Below are 15,663 nucleotides of genomic sequence, written 5' to 3' on the forward strand. Positions count from 1 at the left end.
TTACTTCGTTCAACATTCTAGATTTATAAAAACCCACTTCGGTGGGTTTTTTGTTGGTTTATAAATCGCTTACCAGTGGTCAGGTTGACTCTTTTGGTTAATCAGCTAAGCATTTTTGCCATTTAGTGAAGGACATGACCTTTAGATACTGAGTATCTGAACTTTGCTAATGTTGAGAATTCATCATGCTGAAACAGACGACAGAAAAATCATACTTAAATCGTCCTAAAGCGCACGGAATTACTGTTCGAAAATTGCAGTTTAATCCCAAAGCCATTCGTCGCCATTATTTTGCCAACTCACCCGTCATGTCGCATTTACTGACCGCGTTGTCTTCCACCTTTCCAATAGGCGAGCAATTTTTTGTACATAGCGTGCGTAATGTTAGGGATCAGGTAACCGATGCACAGTTGCAAGCCCAAATTGCTGCATTTATTGGACAAGAAGCTATGCATTCCAAAGCACACATGGAGTTTAATCAAGCGTGGCGACGTGAAGACTATAATTTAGATCGTTTTCAAGATTGGTTGGCACGCAAAGATCACCATGTCAAAAACTTACATCCCAAAATCCAGTTGGCAATTACCTGTGCCTTTGAGCATTTTACCGCGCTATTGGGAGGATATATTTTACGTCATCCTGAAGTTCTCAGTACTTTGGAGGAAGATGCGCAAAAATTATGGGTCTGGCATGCCATAGAAGAAATTGAACATCGGTCAGTAGCATTTGATGTTTATCAGCATGTTTATGGGGATGATGCAATCCGTCGCATGATAATGCGCAGTGTCACTACAGGTTTTGCCAGTTTAACTTTTTATTCGGCTAGTCGTTTGTTTTGGCAAGATCGTAATAAAAGTTTACTGAAACTGAGAGGGAATCTTTTTGGCGGCTATTTGTTACTGAAAATGCTGATTCAATTAGCACCTGAATATTTGAGCTATTACCGAAAGGAATTCCATCCTGCGGCACATGACTATAGTCAAATTGTGAATTACTGGAAGCAGCGTTTGGTAGAGGATTATCAGATGCAAGAATTCTTGATTGAGACGGAAGCTGTGTCATGATTAAAGATCAAAGTCGGGAATTTTCTCGACTTTTTTGTTCGATGGGCGATTAAATAAATCAAACACAACGAAAATCAATTCGGTCTACAATATTTGCATTCAATAAGAAATGACATGCCAAGAAAAAGATGAGGATTGAACGATGCTGTGGATTAAAAAGAGTACGCTAGTTGTGTTGTTGAGCGGGAGCTTGATGTTGACAGGCTGTGGCTATAATACTTTACAAGTTAAAGATGAAGCTGTGACTGCATCTTGGTCAGAAGTACAAAACCAGTATCAACGTCGTGCAGACTTGGTACCGAATTTGGTGAATGTGGTTAAGGGCTACGCCAAACATGAAGAGCAAGTGCTCACTGAAGTCACACAAGCCAGAGCCAACGTGGCAGGTTTAAAAGTCGATAAAGAAGTTTTGGAAGATCCAGCACTCTTTCAAAAGTATCAAGAAGCACAAGGTCAGCTAACAGGTGCATTATCACGTTTAATTGCGGTATCCGAAAATTATCCTGATTTAAAAGCCAATGAGCAATTCCGTGATTTACAAGTGCAACTGGAAGGTACTGAAAATCGGATTGCTGTGGCGCGTAATCGCTATATCACCACGGTGCAAGATTACAATGCCTATGTACGACAATTCCCGCAGGTGATGACTGCAAAAGTCATTGGCATGCACACCAAGCCAAACTTTAGTGCGGAACAAAGTGCGCAAACTGCCCCCAAAGTTTCTTTTGATTAAACATTTAACTTAACTGGAATAAGTGAATGTATTGCTTAAAGTACCCCATCCAACAGGCTGTACGGTTCCTGTTAGGTGCTTTGCTGTCTTTAATTTTCTGTTCAATCTGCTGGGCTGAAGCATCTTCCACGGTCAATGATGCAGAAGATGCTGTGGTGATTGGTCAGGTTATTCAGCAGGCAAAAAAAGGCATGCAACCTTTAGATGCTGAACAAATGGCAGCATCTTCAGTACAAGTAGCAAATGATTTGGCTGATGGGCAAATGCGCCAATTGCCAAGCTTGAATACACCTGTGATTGATCAAGCCAATATCTTGTCTGATTTAGATAAACAGGTCTTAAGCCAACACATTTTAAAATTGTATGAGCAAGGTAAGGCACAAATTGGTGTAGTGATTGTGCCGACCACAGGGCAGGAAGCTATTTTTGATTATGCGATGCGAGTGGCTGAACAATGGCAGTTGGGAACGGCCAAGCGCGATAATGGCTTACTCATGGTCATTGCGATCAATGATCGTAAAATTCAGATCTTAACGGGTTACGGTTTAGAAGGGGTATTACCTGATATTGTGGCTGGGCGCATTATTCGTAATCAGATCACGCCATATTTTAAACAAGCCCAATATGCTCAAGGTATTCAATCTGGACTCAGTGAGATTGAGCGAATTCTGAATCTAGACCCTGAAATTGCCCAGCAAGCAGCGCAAGAATTACAAGAGCAACAAGCTCAGGCATTACATGAACAAAACGCACGATCACAATTCTGGACCTATGCCTTAATTATTATTGTGGTTGGGGCTTTTGCATCGATGATGATGGGTAAACGCCTTAGTGCTGCGACTGCGGGTGTAGCTGGTGTGGTTGCGGGCTTGGTCAGTGGTGTGGGTTTATTGACCAGCCTCTTAGTTGGATTGGGTATTTTCTTACTGCTCGTGACCTCATTGGCACAGTTGATCTTACAAATACTGGCTTCAGGTTCTGGACGAGGTTCAGGTGGTGGCGGCTTTGGTGGAGGTGGTGGCTATCGAGGCGGTGGTGGGGGTTTTGGTGGAGGAGGTGCTTCAGGCTCATGGTAACAAAAACAGATTCAACTCAGATAGTCACGACACCGAAATTACAAGAACATGTTCAACCTAGTTTTAAGCGTTGGCTCAAGCATTGTTTTTATTTTTCAAATACACGACGCTATTTTAAATCTGCCGATTTGAAGAAAATAGCAGTTGCTGTACAGCATGCAGAACAGGGGCATGTTGGTGAGATTCAAGTGGTAATTGAAGGACATTTACCATGTTTGCAAGCCTATCGGCAAAATACACGAAAACGTGCAGAGCAGTTATTTGCGGAATTGGGTGTTTGGGATACGGAACACAACAGTGGAGTATTATTTTACTTAAATTTGTGTGAACGAAAGGTGGAGTTAGTTTTTGATCGTGGATTGCAGCAAATGACGGGACAAGAGGTGTGGAATTCAATTTGTCAGAACTTGGTGCAGCAATTTAGTCGACATCAATATGATGAAGCTGTTATACAAGCAATTTCTAGTATCGGAAAATTGCTACAGCAATTTTATGTTGAAAAGGAAATTGATCAAAGCAATGAATTACCTAATGAACCAATTATTTTAGATTGAGCATGAGAACAGGAGTTTGGATGTGATTGTTATTTAACCACTAGTTAACAATTATTGTCACTTATGTTTAATTTGTGTCAAATTTGAAAGAATAATGAGTGAAATTTATTTAAAAAAAACATGGCTAAGATGCTGTTTTTTTGTTGGATTTAACTATAATAAATCTTGGCACATTCCGTGCTCATTATAAACAAAGCATACAAAAGCGCTTCTTGCTTTACAAAGCTTAAAAAAAACTAAACAAACATTTGTGGAGAATGTTATGAACGCTCAAAAGGGTTTCACTCTTATTGAATTAATGATCGTAGTTGCCATTATCGGTATTTTGGCTGCAATCGCGATTCCTGCTTATCAAGATTACATTACACGTGGTCAAGTATCTGAAGCTGTATCTTTAGGTGGTGGTTTGAAGTCTCCACTTTCGGAGTATGGTGCTGATAAAAATGCTTGGCCTACAACATTGGTTGCTCCTACTGCTACTCCGACTTCTGGGCAGTTAAATGCTACATTAGTTGGTAAATATGCGACAGTAACAAATACAATAACAGGCACTTACCCAACAGGTCGAGTGACAGTTACAATGAATACAGGTAAAGCATCTGGTGGTGTTTTAACTTATTCTACTAATAATGGTGGATCTGCATGGTCATGTGGTAATACGACTGTTGATGGTTATACAGGTGCTGGTACTACAATTGATGCAAAATACTTGCCTAATGCATGTAAACCATAATTTATAACCTAATTATTATTAAAATAAAAACAAGATCATAAATTATGGTCTTGTTTTTATTTGTATTGAGTTTATAAATGAAAAGAATATATTATTTTTTAATTCCATTAGTCGCAATATTTCTTTATTATCCAGTCATTAATGCTGGCTATGTGTGGGATGATAATTTACTTTTTGTACAGAAGATTAAATTAGTTAATGAGCCTCTAAGTTGGGATATCTTAACAGAACCAGTGTTGCCAGGCACAACATACTTTAGGCCTTTAATTTTTTTAACAATGTATATGGAGTTTAATTTATTTGGTCAAACACCTGTAAGTTCGCATATTATTAACTTAGTAATTTTAATTATAAATTCATATTTGGTTAGTCTAATAACATATTCTATTTTGAAATTAAATAAAAGGAAAAATTTTTTTTCGTTGAGTTTGCTTGCTGGTTTAGTATATGTGGTTAATCCTGTTTTAGTTGAAGCTACTGCTTGGATTTCAGGTAGATTTGACTTATTGGTTACTACTTTTACGCTTATAAGTATTTATCTTTTTATTAAATTAAAACCTAATACATGGTATGGCAGTATAGCTATTTCTTCTTTTTTCTTTCTGGCTTTATTAAGTAAAGAATTAGGAATTATTATTCCTGTCTTAACTTATTTTATGTATATGTTCTTAAATATTGAAAAAGAGAATTCTTATATTATTAATACCAAGAATTTTATTTATAATAACTTTAGATTGATTTTTTGTTTTTTTTCAACTTTAGTTTTTTATTTTATACTTAGAATTGATGCTATGGGGGGGGTTTATCATCAGAAAATTAACGATGAGTATATTAAATTTGCTTACCTTCAAGAATATTTACCAATCCATAGTATTTATTTTTATTTAAAGCAGTTTATTTTTCCTTTTCAGTCTCTTACTCCTTTATTGTCTTATAATCATTTGAATGATAATTTTAATGTATTAATATTTAAATTTTTTATTATATTTCTATTTTCTATTTTCTTAGTTTTTGGTGTTGTTAAAAAAAATAAATATGTGTGGTTGGTTTTTAGTGTGCTTTTAACTATATCACTGGTTGTTTATATTGTCCCGATTACTATATCCAATAATATAGCTCATAATAGATTCATGACATTGGGTGCTGCTTTTTTTTCAATATTAGTAAGTGTTTTGCCCTATCAAAAACTCTCCCCTTTTTTTTATAAACTAGCCTGTTCTATTATTTTAGTATGGTTGTTTTCTTCTATTCTAGTTACTAAATCTATCGTTCCATTTTGGAAATCAGATTTTACTTTATGGAAATGGACTTATACTATGCAGCCAGATAATGAGTTAGCAAGGAACTCATATCTATATGGCTTATATCAGGAAAAGAAATTTAATGAAATTGTTTATGTTATAAAGAATTATCAACATAAATATGATATTGGATTAACTGTGCAAGATCAGATAATTTATGTAAATGCACTTATATCATTAAACAATAGTGAGGCGTTAGAATATGCTAAAGGTGTAGAAATGGCATTACCTAAGTATCATTTATTGTATAAAAACAAATCAGAATATAAAATGGGAGATATCCCAAATGCTAACATTGCTAGTTTTTATGGAGCTTATGCTTTAGCTGTAAGTGTTTTTGATAAGAATCCCCAAAAATCTTTGGAATTAAATAAAATTGCATCGTGGTATCTAGAAGCTGATGAGAGAGTACCTTATGATTATAATAATATTGCATATTTATATCAGAGTGGAAGAGTAGAGGAGGCTAGAAAAATATATAATTATTTGTTAGAAGTAAATTCATATAATAAAGATCATTATATTTATAATATGCTTGATATTGTTAAAATAGCTTGCTTAAATAGCAAAATAAATAGTGGTGATACCTGTAGTAAGGAGCGTGCTACTTTTATAAATTATTTAATTAGATGAATAGCATATTGGTAAAATGTTGTGAATTCTTTTATTGGTAAGTCATCTAGGTGTTTTGTGTTTTATAGCTTAATAAACTCCACCAAGCCTCGTCTAAAAATTGCATTGTTGCACTTTTTATTTTCTGTAGTACTTTTGTGTATAGCATTGTTTCTTGTTTTTAAGCTTTGGTATCCATACCCCTTAAATATTGCGATGGGAGTTAATAATATATATGTATTACTATTGATAGTGGATTTAATAATTGGGCCTTTACTTACATTTATTGTATATAAAGAGAATAAACGAAAACTTAGATTTGACCTAATAATAATATTAATTTTACAATTAAGTGCATATACCTTTGGCTTATATATTGTTGCTCAAGGTAGACCTCTATGGCAGGTTTTTGTAGTTGATGATATTGAATTGGTAAGTCCTATTGATATTAACACACCAATTGCAGGGCTTAATGAGCATAAACTCAAAGGTAGTTTTTTTAGTAGTCCTCTGTGGGTGTCAGCAGTTTATTCAGAAGACCCTGAAATCCGTAAAAGTCAAAAAGAAGATGAAATGTTTGAAGGGGTTAGTTTGGCAACTAGGCCAGAAACCTATCATTTACTTAATTATCGTAGGAGATATATAGTTGCAAAATTGAAAACTATTGGGGAATTAAAAAAGTTTAATTCTGAAAATAATATTCGGTCAGTATTACAATCTTATAATGGCATTTATGGGTGGTTACCTGTAAAGGCTTTTAATGTGGATATGGTTGCTCTTTTTAATTCTGATGGTGAACCAATAGCAATTGTCAATTTAAGACCATGGTTGTGAAATATAGTAAAAATGTGACAAATAATATTGTTTTTATATCGGCTTAAACAATTGTTTTTATTTGATAAAAATATTGGTGTGATTTTTGCTATTATCAATATATTGCGCTATTTAAACTGTAGAGAACAAAATTATGAAAATATCTAAAGGTTTTTCCCTTGTTGAATTGATGATAGTGGTGGCAATCATTGGATTGTTAGCAGTTATTGCTGTGCCAGCTTATCAAGACTATATTACTCGTGCTCAGGTATCAGAAGCAATTATATTGGGATCAGGTATGAAGTCAGCATTAGGTGATTATGGTTGGAATCATGCAACATGGCCTACAGCATTGGTGTCGCCTACTACCATACCAAGTTCTGGTGAAATTAGTGTGAATTTAACAGGTAAATATTCTCAAATGTCATCGACTATTATAGGTACTTATCCAAGTGGTTCTCTAACTATGACTATGACTACTGGTAAAGCAAGTGGTCAGACTATTTTTTTTGAAACAACGGATGGGGCATCTACTTGGACTTGTACTCCCGGCACTTTGGATGCAAGATATAGACCAAACGCTTGTCGTTAAGTGTAGATGATTTCTAAAAATATTAGAGAACTGTCAATTATTTGGATTTGAATTATATTTTATTAGAAATAAGATAATGTTGAAACCATTTTTGGAGGCGATTCATTTTCTGTTCTATCGAACTATTTTTTATATCTTTCTAAAGCTTCACATTTTTCCTAGCTAAAATTGCGGAATCAGCATGTTTGATATAATTTGTTAGTTGCTTTTTTAGCATGAACTTGATTAGTATACAAAGAGTTGAACTAGTTATATTTTTAATCGTTAATATTATTTGTGATGAATTTAACTGCTTATACTTATAAGTTTTTTTTAAAATCTAAAATAACATCAAGGTGCACTATGACCTTTAATATTTAAGTTGATATTTTATTTTTTTAATACAGTAATTTTAAAATCTGAGCTATTCAATTTAATACAAAAAATAATATACTAATTGAAGTCTATAATTGCACTTAAGGTAATTTGAATAAATATTTATCAAATGGAATTAAGTGCTTATGTATTAATAATTTTTATTTTAATAATATTCATCTTTTCTAACATATTATTTGTTTTTTTGATCAAACTATATAGCGAGCTTCCTTTTATTGATCTGAGTTTGATTAGAATAAGTTCAATTGCTGTTGAAATAGATTCAATTTTCAGTATTTTGATAATTATTGTACAGAATAAGAATTTATGAATATTTTTTATAAAGCTATTAATAAATTGAATAATTTTGAATAACCTGATTTTTATATATTGCTAGTATTTTTATATTTATCTAAATTTAATGTACAATAAAACTATACTAGATTTGTAGAATAATAAAATAAAAATATTTAGAGGTTCCTATATATTTAATCAATCTTATCTGGGTGGTTTTTTAATTTAATTGTGGGTTTATATTAAGAATATGATTAATTAAAAAATATTGGTATTGCATAAAATGGTTGTGAGTGGATTTTTATATAAATTTAGTTGATTATTTAAAGTAATTGTAATTTTTATAAAAATTTCACTTTAATAACCCAAATATTAATCCTATACAAGAACCTAATATGATTCCGATAAGGATTTCAAATTTACTATGCCCAACCCGTTCTCTTAATTTTTGATCTTGAAAGCCACAAAATTGATTAATCACTTGAGCATGTTGCCCCATTTTTTTTCGCAAACCGTTTGCATCTAATATAACAATAAAAGCTAATGTTAATGCAACACCGAATGAAGGTGTATTAATACCTTCCTTAAGCGCGATCAAACTTGCCATACTACTTACGATGGCACTATGATTACTTGGCATTCCACCGTAACCGATTAAATCAAAAGCTAATCGTTTTTCTTTTAAGCAATTGACTATAAATTTCGTTATTCCACATATTAACCATGCGAAAAATGGGGTAATTAAATAAATGTAGTAATGCATATGAAACCTTCGAAAATCAAGTTGGGAGTAAAACCCAGATGCAGAATCCTATCCAAAGTAATATAGTCAATAATATTTGTTTATCTTGAATAATTACATCTGTTGGTGATTCACCACCTTTCAGTGTTTCGACAATATACCAATAGCGGAATAAGCCAAAAATGACCAATGGAACGGTTATAACTAATTTGGGTTGAAATTCCATTACATATAGACTATAAAAGACTACAGCTGTGACCGCTGACATTTCAGCAAAGCGATCGATTAACGTTACTGAATAATGGGCTAGAACTCCTCGACTTTGTGATCCATTTTGTAATATTTCTTGGCGCCTTTTAATAGAGGCTAAATATAATGAAATACTTAGTGTTGTAATAAACATCCAATGTGAAACAGGAACGGTAAGTGCGACTGCACCAGCATAAACTCTCAGCACAAAACCAAAAGCTACAATAAAAATTTCGATTACTGGTTCATGTTTTAATTTGAATGTATAGGCCCAATTTAAGCCTAAATAAATGAAAATCACATAAATGACATTTGTAACTACGCACCAAAAACTGATAAGAAAAATGTAAAGTAATATGAGTAAAATTATTGCACTGTGAGAACTAACTTGATTAGAAGCCAAAGGTCGTTTCTTTGATTTCTCTGGATGTATTCGATCTTTTTCTATGTCTTTAAGATCATTTACAATATAGACGGCAGATGAAGCTAAACAAAATAAAAATGCTGCTAATAAAGTAGAATAAATGGAATCAAGATGTAAAAACTCACCCGCAAAAATTAATGGTGCGAAAACAAAACTATTCTTAACCCATTGCTTTGGTCTGATTAGCTTAATCAGTCCTTGCATTTCCCCTAGAAATGTCCTTTTTTGTGCTATATCATGCATTTAATTTACAACACTATTAAAAAATTTTTAAATGATCAATTCGTTTAGACTCACGATCCTCTATGTGGCTTTTGCAATAGTTGCTACGCTATGCAATATCTTAGCACAAGATATTTGTAATTATTTGTACTTTGGAAAGTTTTCACTCTTAATTTCAATCATGATCGGTACGGGTTGTGGGCTTATCATCAAATACATCCTAGATAAAAAATATATTTTTCAATATAAAACAAAAAATTTTAGACATAATCGACAAATCTTTTTTCTATACACAAGTATGGGCCTTCTTACTACCTTTATTTTTTGGGGATTTGAATTCGGATTTCATTATATTTTTGAAACAAAAGAAATGCGCTATCTAGGTGGCATTTTAGGTCTAATTATTGGCTATATCTGTAAATATTATTTAGATAAACGCTATGTATTCAAAATGGTATCAATCAATCTATGGTGAAGGTACAAGCTTGGGGACGGCTCTCTGATGAAGAGCATAATTTAATTACTTTTAACACGCCGACTCAGGCCATTCAGCAGTTAAAACATTCTTACCCAGGTGTTGGACATGGTATGGGGCGAAGTTATGGTGATGCTGCCTTAAATATGCAAGGTAATTTGTGGCATACAACTGCATTAAATCATTTAATATTATTTGATGTTGAAACAGGTGTTTTACATTGCGAAGCCGGTGTAACTTTACAAGATATTCATCGTACACTTGTTCCACAAGGGTGGATGTTGCCTGTAACACCTGGTACTCAAATGATCACTGTTGGCGGTGCAATCAGTAATGATGTTCATGGAAAGAATCATCATGCTTTTGGTTCTTTTGGCGATCATGTGTTGTCATTAAAGCTGTTACGCACGGATGGTGAAATTATTGAATGCTCACATCACGAAAAATCTGATTGGTTCTATGCGACTCTAGGTGGTATTGGGTTAACTGGTTTGATCTTGGAAGCGAAGTTGCAATTGCGATCAGTGTATGGACCATGGATACAATCAGAAACTATCCCTTATCACAGCTTACAAGAATTTTTTAGTTTAGCTGACTCATCTGAAGTTGATTGGGAACATACAGTGTCTTGGATTGATTGCATCAATAGCTCATCAACAAAAGGACTTTTTATTCGCGGTAATCTGGCACAAGTGCAAAATCAATCGGTACCAAAGTTTAAGGATAAAACTTTCCCATTTACTCCGCCAATTTCTTTAGTCAATAGAATTAGTCTCCCTATATTTAACTTCGCTTATTTTTATAAAAATACGTTAAAAAAGCACAATCAAATCGTGCATTACGAACCTTTTTTCTATCCATTAGATTCACTACACGAGTGGAACAAAATGTATGGTCCTCATGGATTCTATCAATATCAAAGTGTTGTGCCACACGAGGTAGGTCTAGATGCGACTCATGAAATGTTAAAAATAATTAAAAAATCTAGTGAAGGATCATTTTTAGCGGTATTAAAGACTTTTGGAAATCGTGAATCGGGCGGTTTATTAAGCTTTCCTCGACCAGGAGTCACTCTTGCTTTAGATTTTCCAAATCGTAATGAAAGAACATTAAAGTTATTTAAGGAATTAGATCATATCGTTAAAGAAGCACGAGGACGACTTTACTTAGCCAAAGATGCACGCATGCCTAAAACTTTATTTGAATCAGGATATCCACGTATTCAAGAGTTTATGAAATATCGAGATCCAGGTATTAGCTCAAATATGTCCCGTCGTCTATTAGGTGTATAACAAATGTCAAATAAATTAAGAATTCTGATTGTGGGTGGAACATCTACCATTGCTGAATACTGTGCAAGAATTTGGTTAAAACAACAAGCATGTGAACTCATCCTGTTAGGTCGTGATTCTGAAAAACTACAACGTGTCATAAGTGATCTTAAAGTTCGTAATCCTGATGCAAATATTCAAATGCAATGTGTAAATTTTTTAGATGCTCAAGCGATTCAAACCTGTATTCAAACATTGAATCATCAGGCAACTATAGATATCGCGCTGATTGCACATGGGAATCTACCTAATCAAGAACAATGTCAAATTGATCTTCAGCAATCTCAACAATCCATAGAAGTAAACGCAATATCCCCTGTTTTATTTACTGAGGCGATTGTTCAATGCATGATTGACCGTAATCATGGGAAACTTGCAGTTATTGGATCAGTAGCAGGGGATCGTGGGCGAAAATCCAATTATATATATGGTGCATCAAAGGCACTTATAGATACTTATGTGCGAGGTTTACAACACCGCTTAGCTCTAACGAATTCTAAGGTTACTGTAACCCTGATTAAACCTGGACCAACGGCAACTCCCATGACACAAGGAGTAGAAGTAAAAGGAAGGCAAGCATCTCCAGAGCAGGTTGCTCAAGAAATAGTTCGAGCTATAGAAATAGGAAAAGCAACCCTTTATACACCAAAAAAATGGAAAATTATTATGTTAATAATTAGAAATTTACCTTTTTTTATTTTTAGGAAAATGGATATTTAAAATTAATTAAATGGAGTATATAAAATATAGTTGAGATATTTTTAAAATTAGTAGTTATGAGTATTTGTTTTTTAAATTGCTAAGAGTAATTATTGGAAAACCAACATTTTGAATTACACTATACGTAGTTCTGCAACTGTGGCGCCCCATGAAATTTATTCTTTCTCTACTTGCCAGTGTGCTGATTGCGCTGGCTTGGCTTTTACCTGTTCACTATCGCCCATGGGTGACCTACACAGGTGAGTTATTTGCTTTTTTGTCTTTGTTTGCACTCACCGCCATTTTTCTTCAGCAAAAAATAAAAGTACCAGTTTTGACACTTCCATTAGTTGTTACGGCGTTTATTCCATTGCTGCAATGGATATTTGGGCTGGAGTTTTTCTTTAGTATTGCTTTAATTTCAAGCCTTTTTGTCTTTGCTTTTTGGCTAAGTATGCTATTGGGTTATAACTTATCTTTAACCCTAAAAGATCGAGAACAAGTATTTACGAATTTGAGTTATGTATTGTTGGTGGTCGGTACACTCTCAGGAGTGATGGCAATCTGTCAGTGGCTCACGATCGAAAATCATATTCCTGGTATTGCCAATTTACGCAGTAATCGTCCTTATGCGAATTTTGCTCAGCCGAATAATATGGCTACTTTCCTTATTCTTTCGTTAATGGCGAGTCTGTATTTATTCGAGAAAAGTAAGCTTAAGGCTTGGATTTTAAGCCTATGTTCATTGACGATATTGATTGCGTTGGTTTTAAGTCAGTCTAGAACATCGTGGGTTGTCTGTATTCTATTTTTGGCATATTTCTTTTATCAACAATATAGAGGGTATTTGCATCTCAAATGGTATGCAATGCTGACTTGGGTTGGTTTATTTATTGGGCTAATTTTAGTCATGCCAATCGTTGATCATTGGGTGGCGCAAGCTGCACATTTGACAATTGCGGACTCGCCAACTGCGATTGAGCGGGCAAGTACAGGGCATTTACGTTTAGGTATATGGCAACAAATGCTTTATGCCATTTCAGACCGGCCATGGTTTGGGTATGGTTGGAATCAAACCAGTGTGGCTCAGGTTGCTGTAAGTGAATATTATCGTATTCCTGAATGGGTACGAAGCTCGCATAATTTTGTGCTGGATTTCTTGGTATGGAATGGATTGCTAATCGGCATACCATTTTTAGGATATTTAATTTATCTTGGATATCGCCTAATTAGCAGAGTGAGCTCTACAGAGTCGGTCATCGGTATTTTGATGATTGTGGCAGTATTGGTTCATGCCTTATTGGAGTATCCACAAAACTATGCTTACTTCTTATTACCATTGGGTTTTATCGTAGGTTTGGTGCTGTCACAGGAAACTCAACTGAAAGTCTGGACTTTAGTGCCTAAATATACACAAATGATGTTTGTGGTAGGGGGCTTGCTTTTGGTGTTAATTCATCGTGATTATATGGTTGCGGTGCCAAAACTGAATCAATCGATGCGTTATGAACATACCCCTGAAAAAATTACCAACCATGATCGCATTTATGTCTTAGATGAGCTCAGTCGCAGAATTGCATGGATTCGACTGAACCCGAATACGGTATTGAGTAAAGCTGAATTACAGCAAATTCATGAAATGGTACAGTGCTATCCAACCAAATATGATTTGTTGAAATATGCACGTGTTCTTGCCTTTAATGGGGATGAACAGGGGGCACGTTACCAATTATGGTTATTAAAACAGTTGAAACATGTCGATGTGGGCTATGAATCTTTGTTAGAACCAACTCAATAAAAGACCTAAAAAAGCCAGCGAAACGCTGGCTTTTTTATTGATTAGAGTTGGCTTTGAATATAGTTTTCAATGCCAATACTTTCGACTAAATCTAGTTGAGTGGTGAGCCAATCCCAATATTCTTCTTCTTTCTCTAGAATTTCTTGAACCAAATCACGCGTCACATAGTCTAAGGTTTGTTCAGCCAAAGTCACAGCTGTTTTAATACTTTCAATGTTCTCTTTCACTTTGCGAATATCGCAATTCAGAACTTCAGCAGTGTGTTGACCGATATAAAGTTTACCGAGGTGTTGTAAATTTGGTAAGCCTTCTAAAAATAAAATCCGTTCAATAATTTTATCGGCATGTTTCATCTGACGAATCGATTCTTTATATTCGGCAGAACCCAATTGTTCAATGCCCCAGTCATTAAACATTCTTGAGTGCAGGAAATATTGGTTAATAGCAGTTAAATGATGATAGAGCACCTGATTTAACTGGTTAATCACATCGCGATTGCCTTGCATAGCATAAACTCCATCAATCAATGCTGATTTAAAATTGTAAGTTAGACCATAACAGCCTGTTATTCTGTAAATCTTAAACAAGAAAATGCTGAAAGGCGAGTGCTTTATTGAACGGCAAATGAAAATCGCAATCAAAAACAATTGGATATTAAACTAGAAAAATAAAACCCGCTTAGAGTCAAAAGCGGGGGATAGAGACCATTACATTTATAAATATTGTTATTCTTAGGCTGCGACGGCAATACGTCCCGCAATCTCTGCAATTTCATCACTAATGATGGCACGAGCTTCAGGCGCACAACGACCACAGCATGTACCAAGATCAAGCAAATCACGGATTTCGCGATAGCTTTCTGCACCATTAGCAACGGCATCTTTAATATCTTGATCTGTAATACCACGACACAAACATACGTACATGACTGCGAGCCAGATGAATTTAAATACGATAAGTAATATTATTGATAATTGTTATCGTTTGTCAATAACATTCATTTAAAAAGAGAATTATTATCATTGGGAATTTGAATAGAAAAACATCATCTTAGCGGAAATCCGAGTTCTGCTCGGATTTCACGCAAGAGATTTATATAGTTTAGAGCTAAATATTGAAGGTGGTGATTGAATTAATTTTATAAATTATTGTGGAATAATCACAATGCCATCCATCTCGACCAACGCTCCTTTAGGTAGACTTGCCACACCTAACGCAGCACGTGCTGGGTAGGGTTGAGCAAAATATTCCCCCATAATTTGGTTGACCAGTTGGAAATTAGATAAATCCGTTAAAAAGATATTGAGTTTAGCAATATCAGCCAGAGAGCCACCTGCGGCTTCACACACGGCTTTTAAGTTATCAAAAACTCGGCGAATTTGCGCCTCAATGCCTTCTACCAATTCCATACTGTACGGATCTAAACCGATTTGCCCTGAAAGATAAAGTGTTTCACCAACGAGAATTGCTTGAGAATAAGTACCAATCGCAGCAGGGGCATTTTCAGTATGAATAACTTGGCGTGACATCGATTTCTCCTTTTATATCTGAATACATCTTAAAGGATTGTATCCAGATACAGAAGCCCTATCGATTT

At 34.6% G+C, this 15,663-nt stretch carries 17 protein-coding genes; 12 read left to right on the forward strand and 5 right to left on the reverse strand.

Annotated elements, in window-relative coordinates:
- Window positions 1-185: 185 nt before the first annotated feature.
- The 8 genes from MP622_RS15440 to MP622_RS15475 all read left to right on the forward strand — a co-directional run bounded on the left by MP622_RS15440 (window position 186) and on the right by MP622_RS15475 (window position 7,478).
- Window positions 186-1,064, forward strand: a complete 879-nt coding sequence (locus tag MP622_RS15440) for a metal-dependent hydrolase (RefSeq protein ID WP_044739689.1) — start codon at window positions 186-188, stop codon at window positions 1,062-1,064.
- A 142-nt stretch (window positions 1,065-1,206) separates the two neighbouring features.
- Window positions 1,207-1,797, forward strand: coding sequence for a LemA family protein (locus tag MP622_RS15445; RefSeq protein WP_044739688.1), 591 nt, complete (start codon window positions 1,207-1,209; stop codon window positions 1,795-1,797).
- A gap of 26 nt (window positions 1,798-1,823) precedes the next feature.
- Window positions 1,824-2,873: a TPM domain-containing protein gene (locus tag MP622_RS15450; RefSeq protein WP_243791688.1), complete on the forward strand. Its 1,050-nt coding sequence runs from the start codon at window positions 1,824-1,826 to the stop codon at window positions 2,871-2,873.
- Complete coding sequence (locus tag MP622_RS15455) at window positions 2,867-3,427, forward strand: TPM domain-containing protein (RefSeq protein ID WP_243791690.1); 561 nt, start codon at window positions 2,867-2,869, stop codon at window positions 3,425-3,427. Before MP622_RS15450 ends, MP622_RS15455 begins: the two co-directional genes overlap by 7 nt.
- A 262-nt stretch (window positions 3,428-3,689) precedes the next feature.
- Complete coding sequence (locus MP622_RS15460) at window positions 3,690-4,160, forward strand: pilin (RefSeq protein ID WP_243791691.1); 471 nt, start codon at window positions 3,690-3,692, stop codon at window positions 4,158-4,160.
- Window positions 4,161-4,237: 77 nt separating this feature from the next.
- On the forward strand, window positions 4,238-6,094 hold the full coding sequence (locus MP622_RS15465) for a hypothetical protein (protein ID WP_243791693.1): 1,857 nt from the start codon (window positions 4,238-4,240) through the stop codon (window positions 6,092-6,094).
- Between the two features lie 21 nt (window positions 6,095-6,115).
- Window positions 6,116-6,907 (forward strand): TfpX/TfpZ family type IV pilin accessory protein, encoded by a 792-nt coding sequence (gene tfpZ / locus MP622_RS15470; RefSeq protein WP_243791695.1) that lies wholly within the window; start codon window positions 6,116-6,118, stop codon window positions 6,905-6,907.
- Window positions 6,908-7,040: 133 nt separating this feature from the next.
- A complete protein-coding gene (locus tag MP622_RS15475; RefSeq protein ID WP_243791697.1) occupies window positions 7,041-7,478 on the forward strand; it encodes a pilin in 438 nt (145 codons plus the stop codon).
- 1,000 nt (window positions 7,479-8,478) lie between these two features.
- On the opposite strand, the gene MP622_RS15480 is transcribed toward MP622_RS15475, so the two are convergent.
- Together MP622_RS15480 and MP622_RS15485 are read right to left on the reverse strand one after the other, a co-directional pair.
- The gene (locus tag MP622_RS15480) at window positions 8,479-8,889 is read right to left on the reverse strand and encodes a divergent PAP2 family protein (protein ID WP_243791699.1); all 411 of its coding nucleotides are present in this window, start codon (window positions 8,887-8,889) and stop codon (window positions 8,479-8,481) included.
- 16 nt (window positions 8,890-8,905) lie between these two features.
- Entirely contained in the window at window positions 8,906-9,784 is an 879-nt protein-coding gene (locus MP622_RS15485; RefSeq protein ID WP_243791701.1) for a decaprenyl-phosphate phosphoribosyltransferase, read from the reverse strand.
- Between the two features lie 31 nt (window positions 9,785-9,815).
- Between MP622_RS15485 and MP622_RS15490 the strand changes: the two genes are divergently transcribed.
- The 4 genes from MP622_RS15490 to MP622_RS15505 all read left to right on the forward strand — a co-directional run bounded on the left by MP622_RS15490 (window position 9,816) and on the right by MP622_RS15505 (window position 14,066).
- On the forward strand, window positions 9,816-10,238 hold the full coding sequence (locus tag MP622_RS15490; protein WP_243791702.1) for a GtrA family protein: 423 nt from the start codon (window positions 9,816-9,818) through the stop codon (window positions 10,236-10,238).
- Complete coding sequence (locus MP622_RS15495) at window positions 10,232-11,530, forward strand: FAD-binding oxidoreductase (protein ID WP_243791704.1); 1,299 nt, start codon at window positions 10,232-10,234, stop codon at window positions 11,528-11,530. The genes MP622_RS15490 and MP622_RS15495 overlap by 7 nt, the downstream gene beginning before the upstream one ends.
- Before the next feature lie 3 nt (window positions 11,531-11,533).
- Entirely contained in the window at window positions 11,534-12,289 is a 756-nt protein-coding gene (locus tag MP622_RS15500) for an SDR family NAD(P)-dependent oxidoreductase (RefSeq protein ID WP_243791706.1), read from the forward strand.
- Window positions 12,290-12,437: 148 nt separating this feature from the next.
- On the forward strand, window positions 12,438-14,066 hold the full coding sequence (locus MP622_RS15505; protein ID WP_243791708.1) for an O-antigen ligase family protein: 1,629 nt from the start codon (window positions 12,438-12,440) through the stop codon (window positions 14,064-14,066).
- Window positions 14,067-14,107: 41 nt separating this feature from the next.
- On the opposite strand, the gene bfr is transcribed toward MP622_RS15505, so the two are convergent.
- From bfr to MP622_RS15520, 3 genes are all read right to left on the reverse strand, one after another.
- On the reverse strand, window positions 14,108-14,572 hold the full coding sequence (gene bfr / locus MP622_RS15510; RefSeq protein ID WP_243791710.1) for a bacterioferritin: 465 nt from the start codon (window positions 14,570-14,572) through the stop codon (window positions 14,108-14,110).
- 225 nt (window positions 14,573-14,797) lie between these two features.
- Window positions 14,798-14,992: a bacterioferritin-associated ferredoxin gene (locus MP622_RS15515; RefSeq protein WP_016168690.1), complete on the reverse strand. Its 195-nt coding sequence runs from the start codon at window positions 14,990-14,992 to the stop codon at window positions 14,798-14,800.
- A 219-nt stretch (window positions 14,993-15,211) separates the two neighbouring features.
- Complete coding sequence (locus tag MP622_RS15520; protein WP_044739681.1) at window positions 15,212-15,595, reverse strand: RidA family protein; 384 nt, start codon at window positions 15,593-15,595, stop codon at window positions 15,212-15,214.
- Between the last annotated feature and the right edge of the window lie 68 nt (window positions 15,596-15,663).

Source organism: Acinetobacter sp. PK01 (genome assembly GCF_022819285.1).
GTDB lineage: Bacteria > Pseudomonadota > Gammaproteobacteria > Pseudomonadales > Moraxellaceae > Acinetobacter > Acinetobacter tandoii.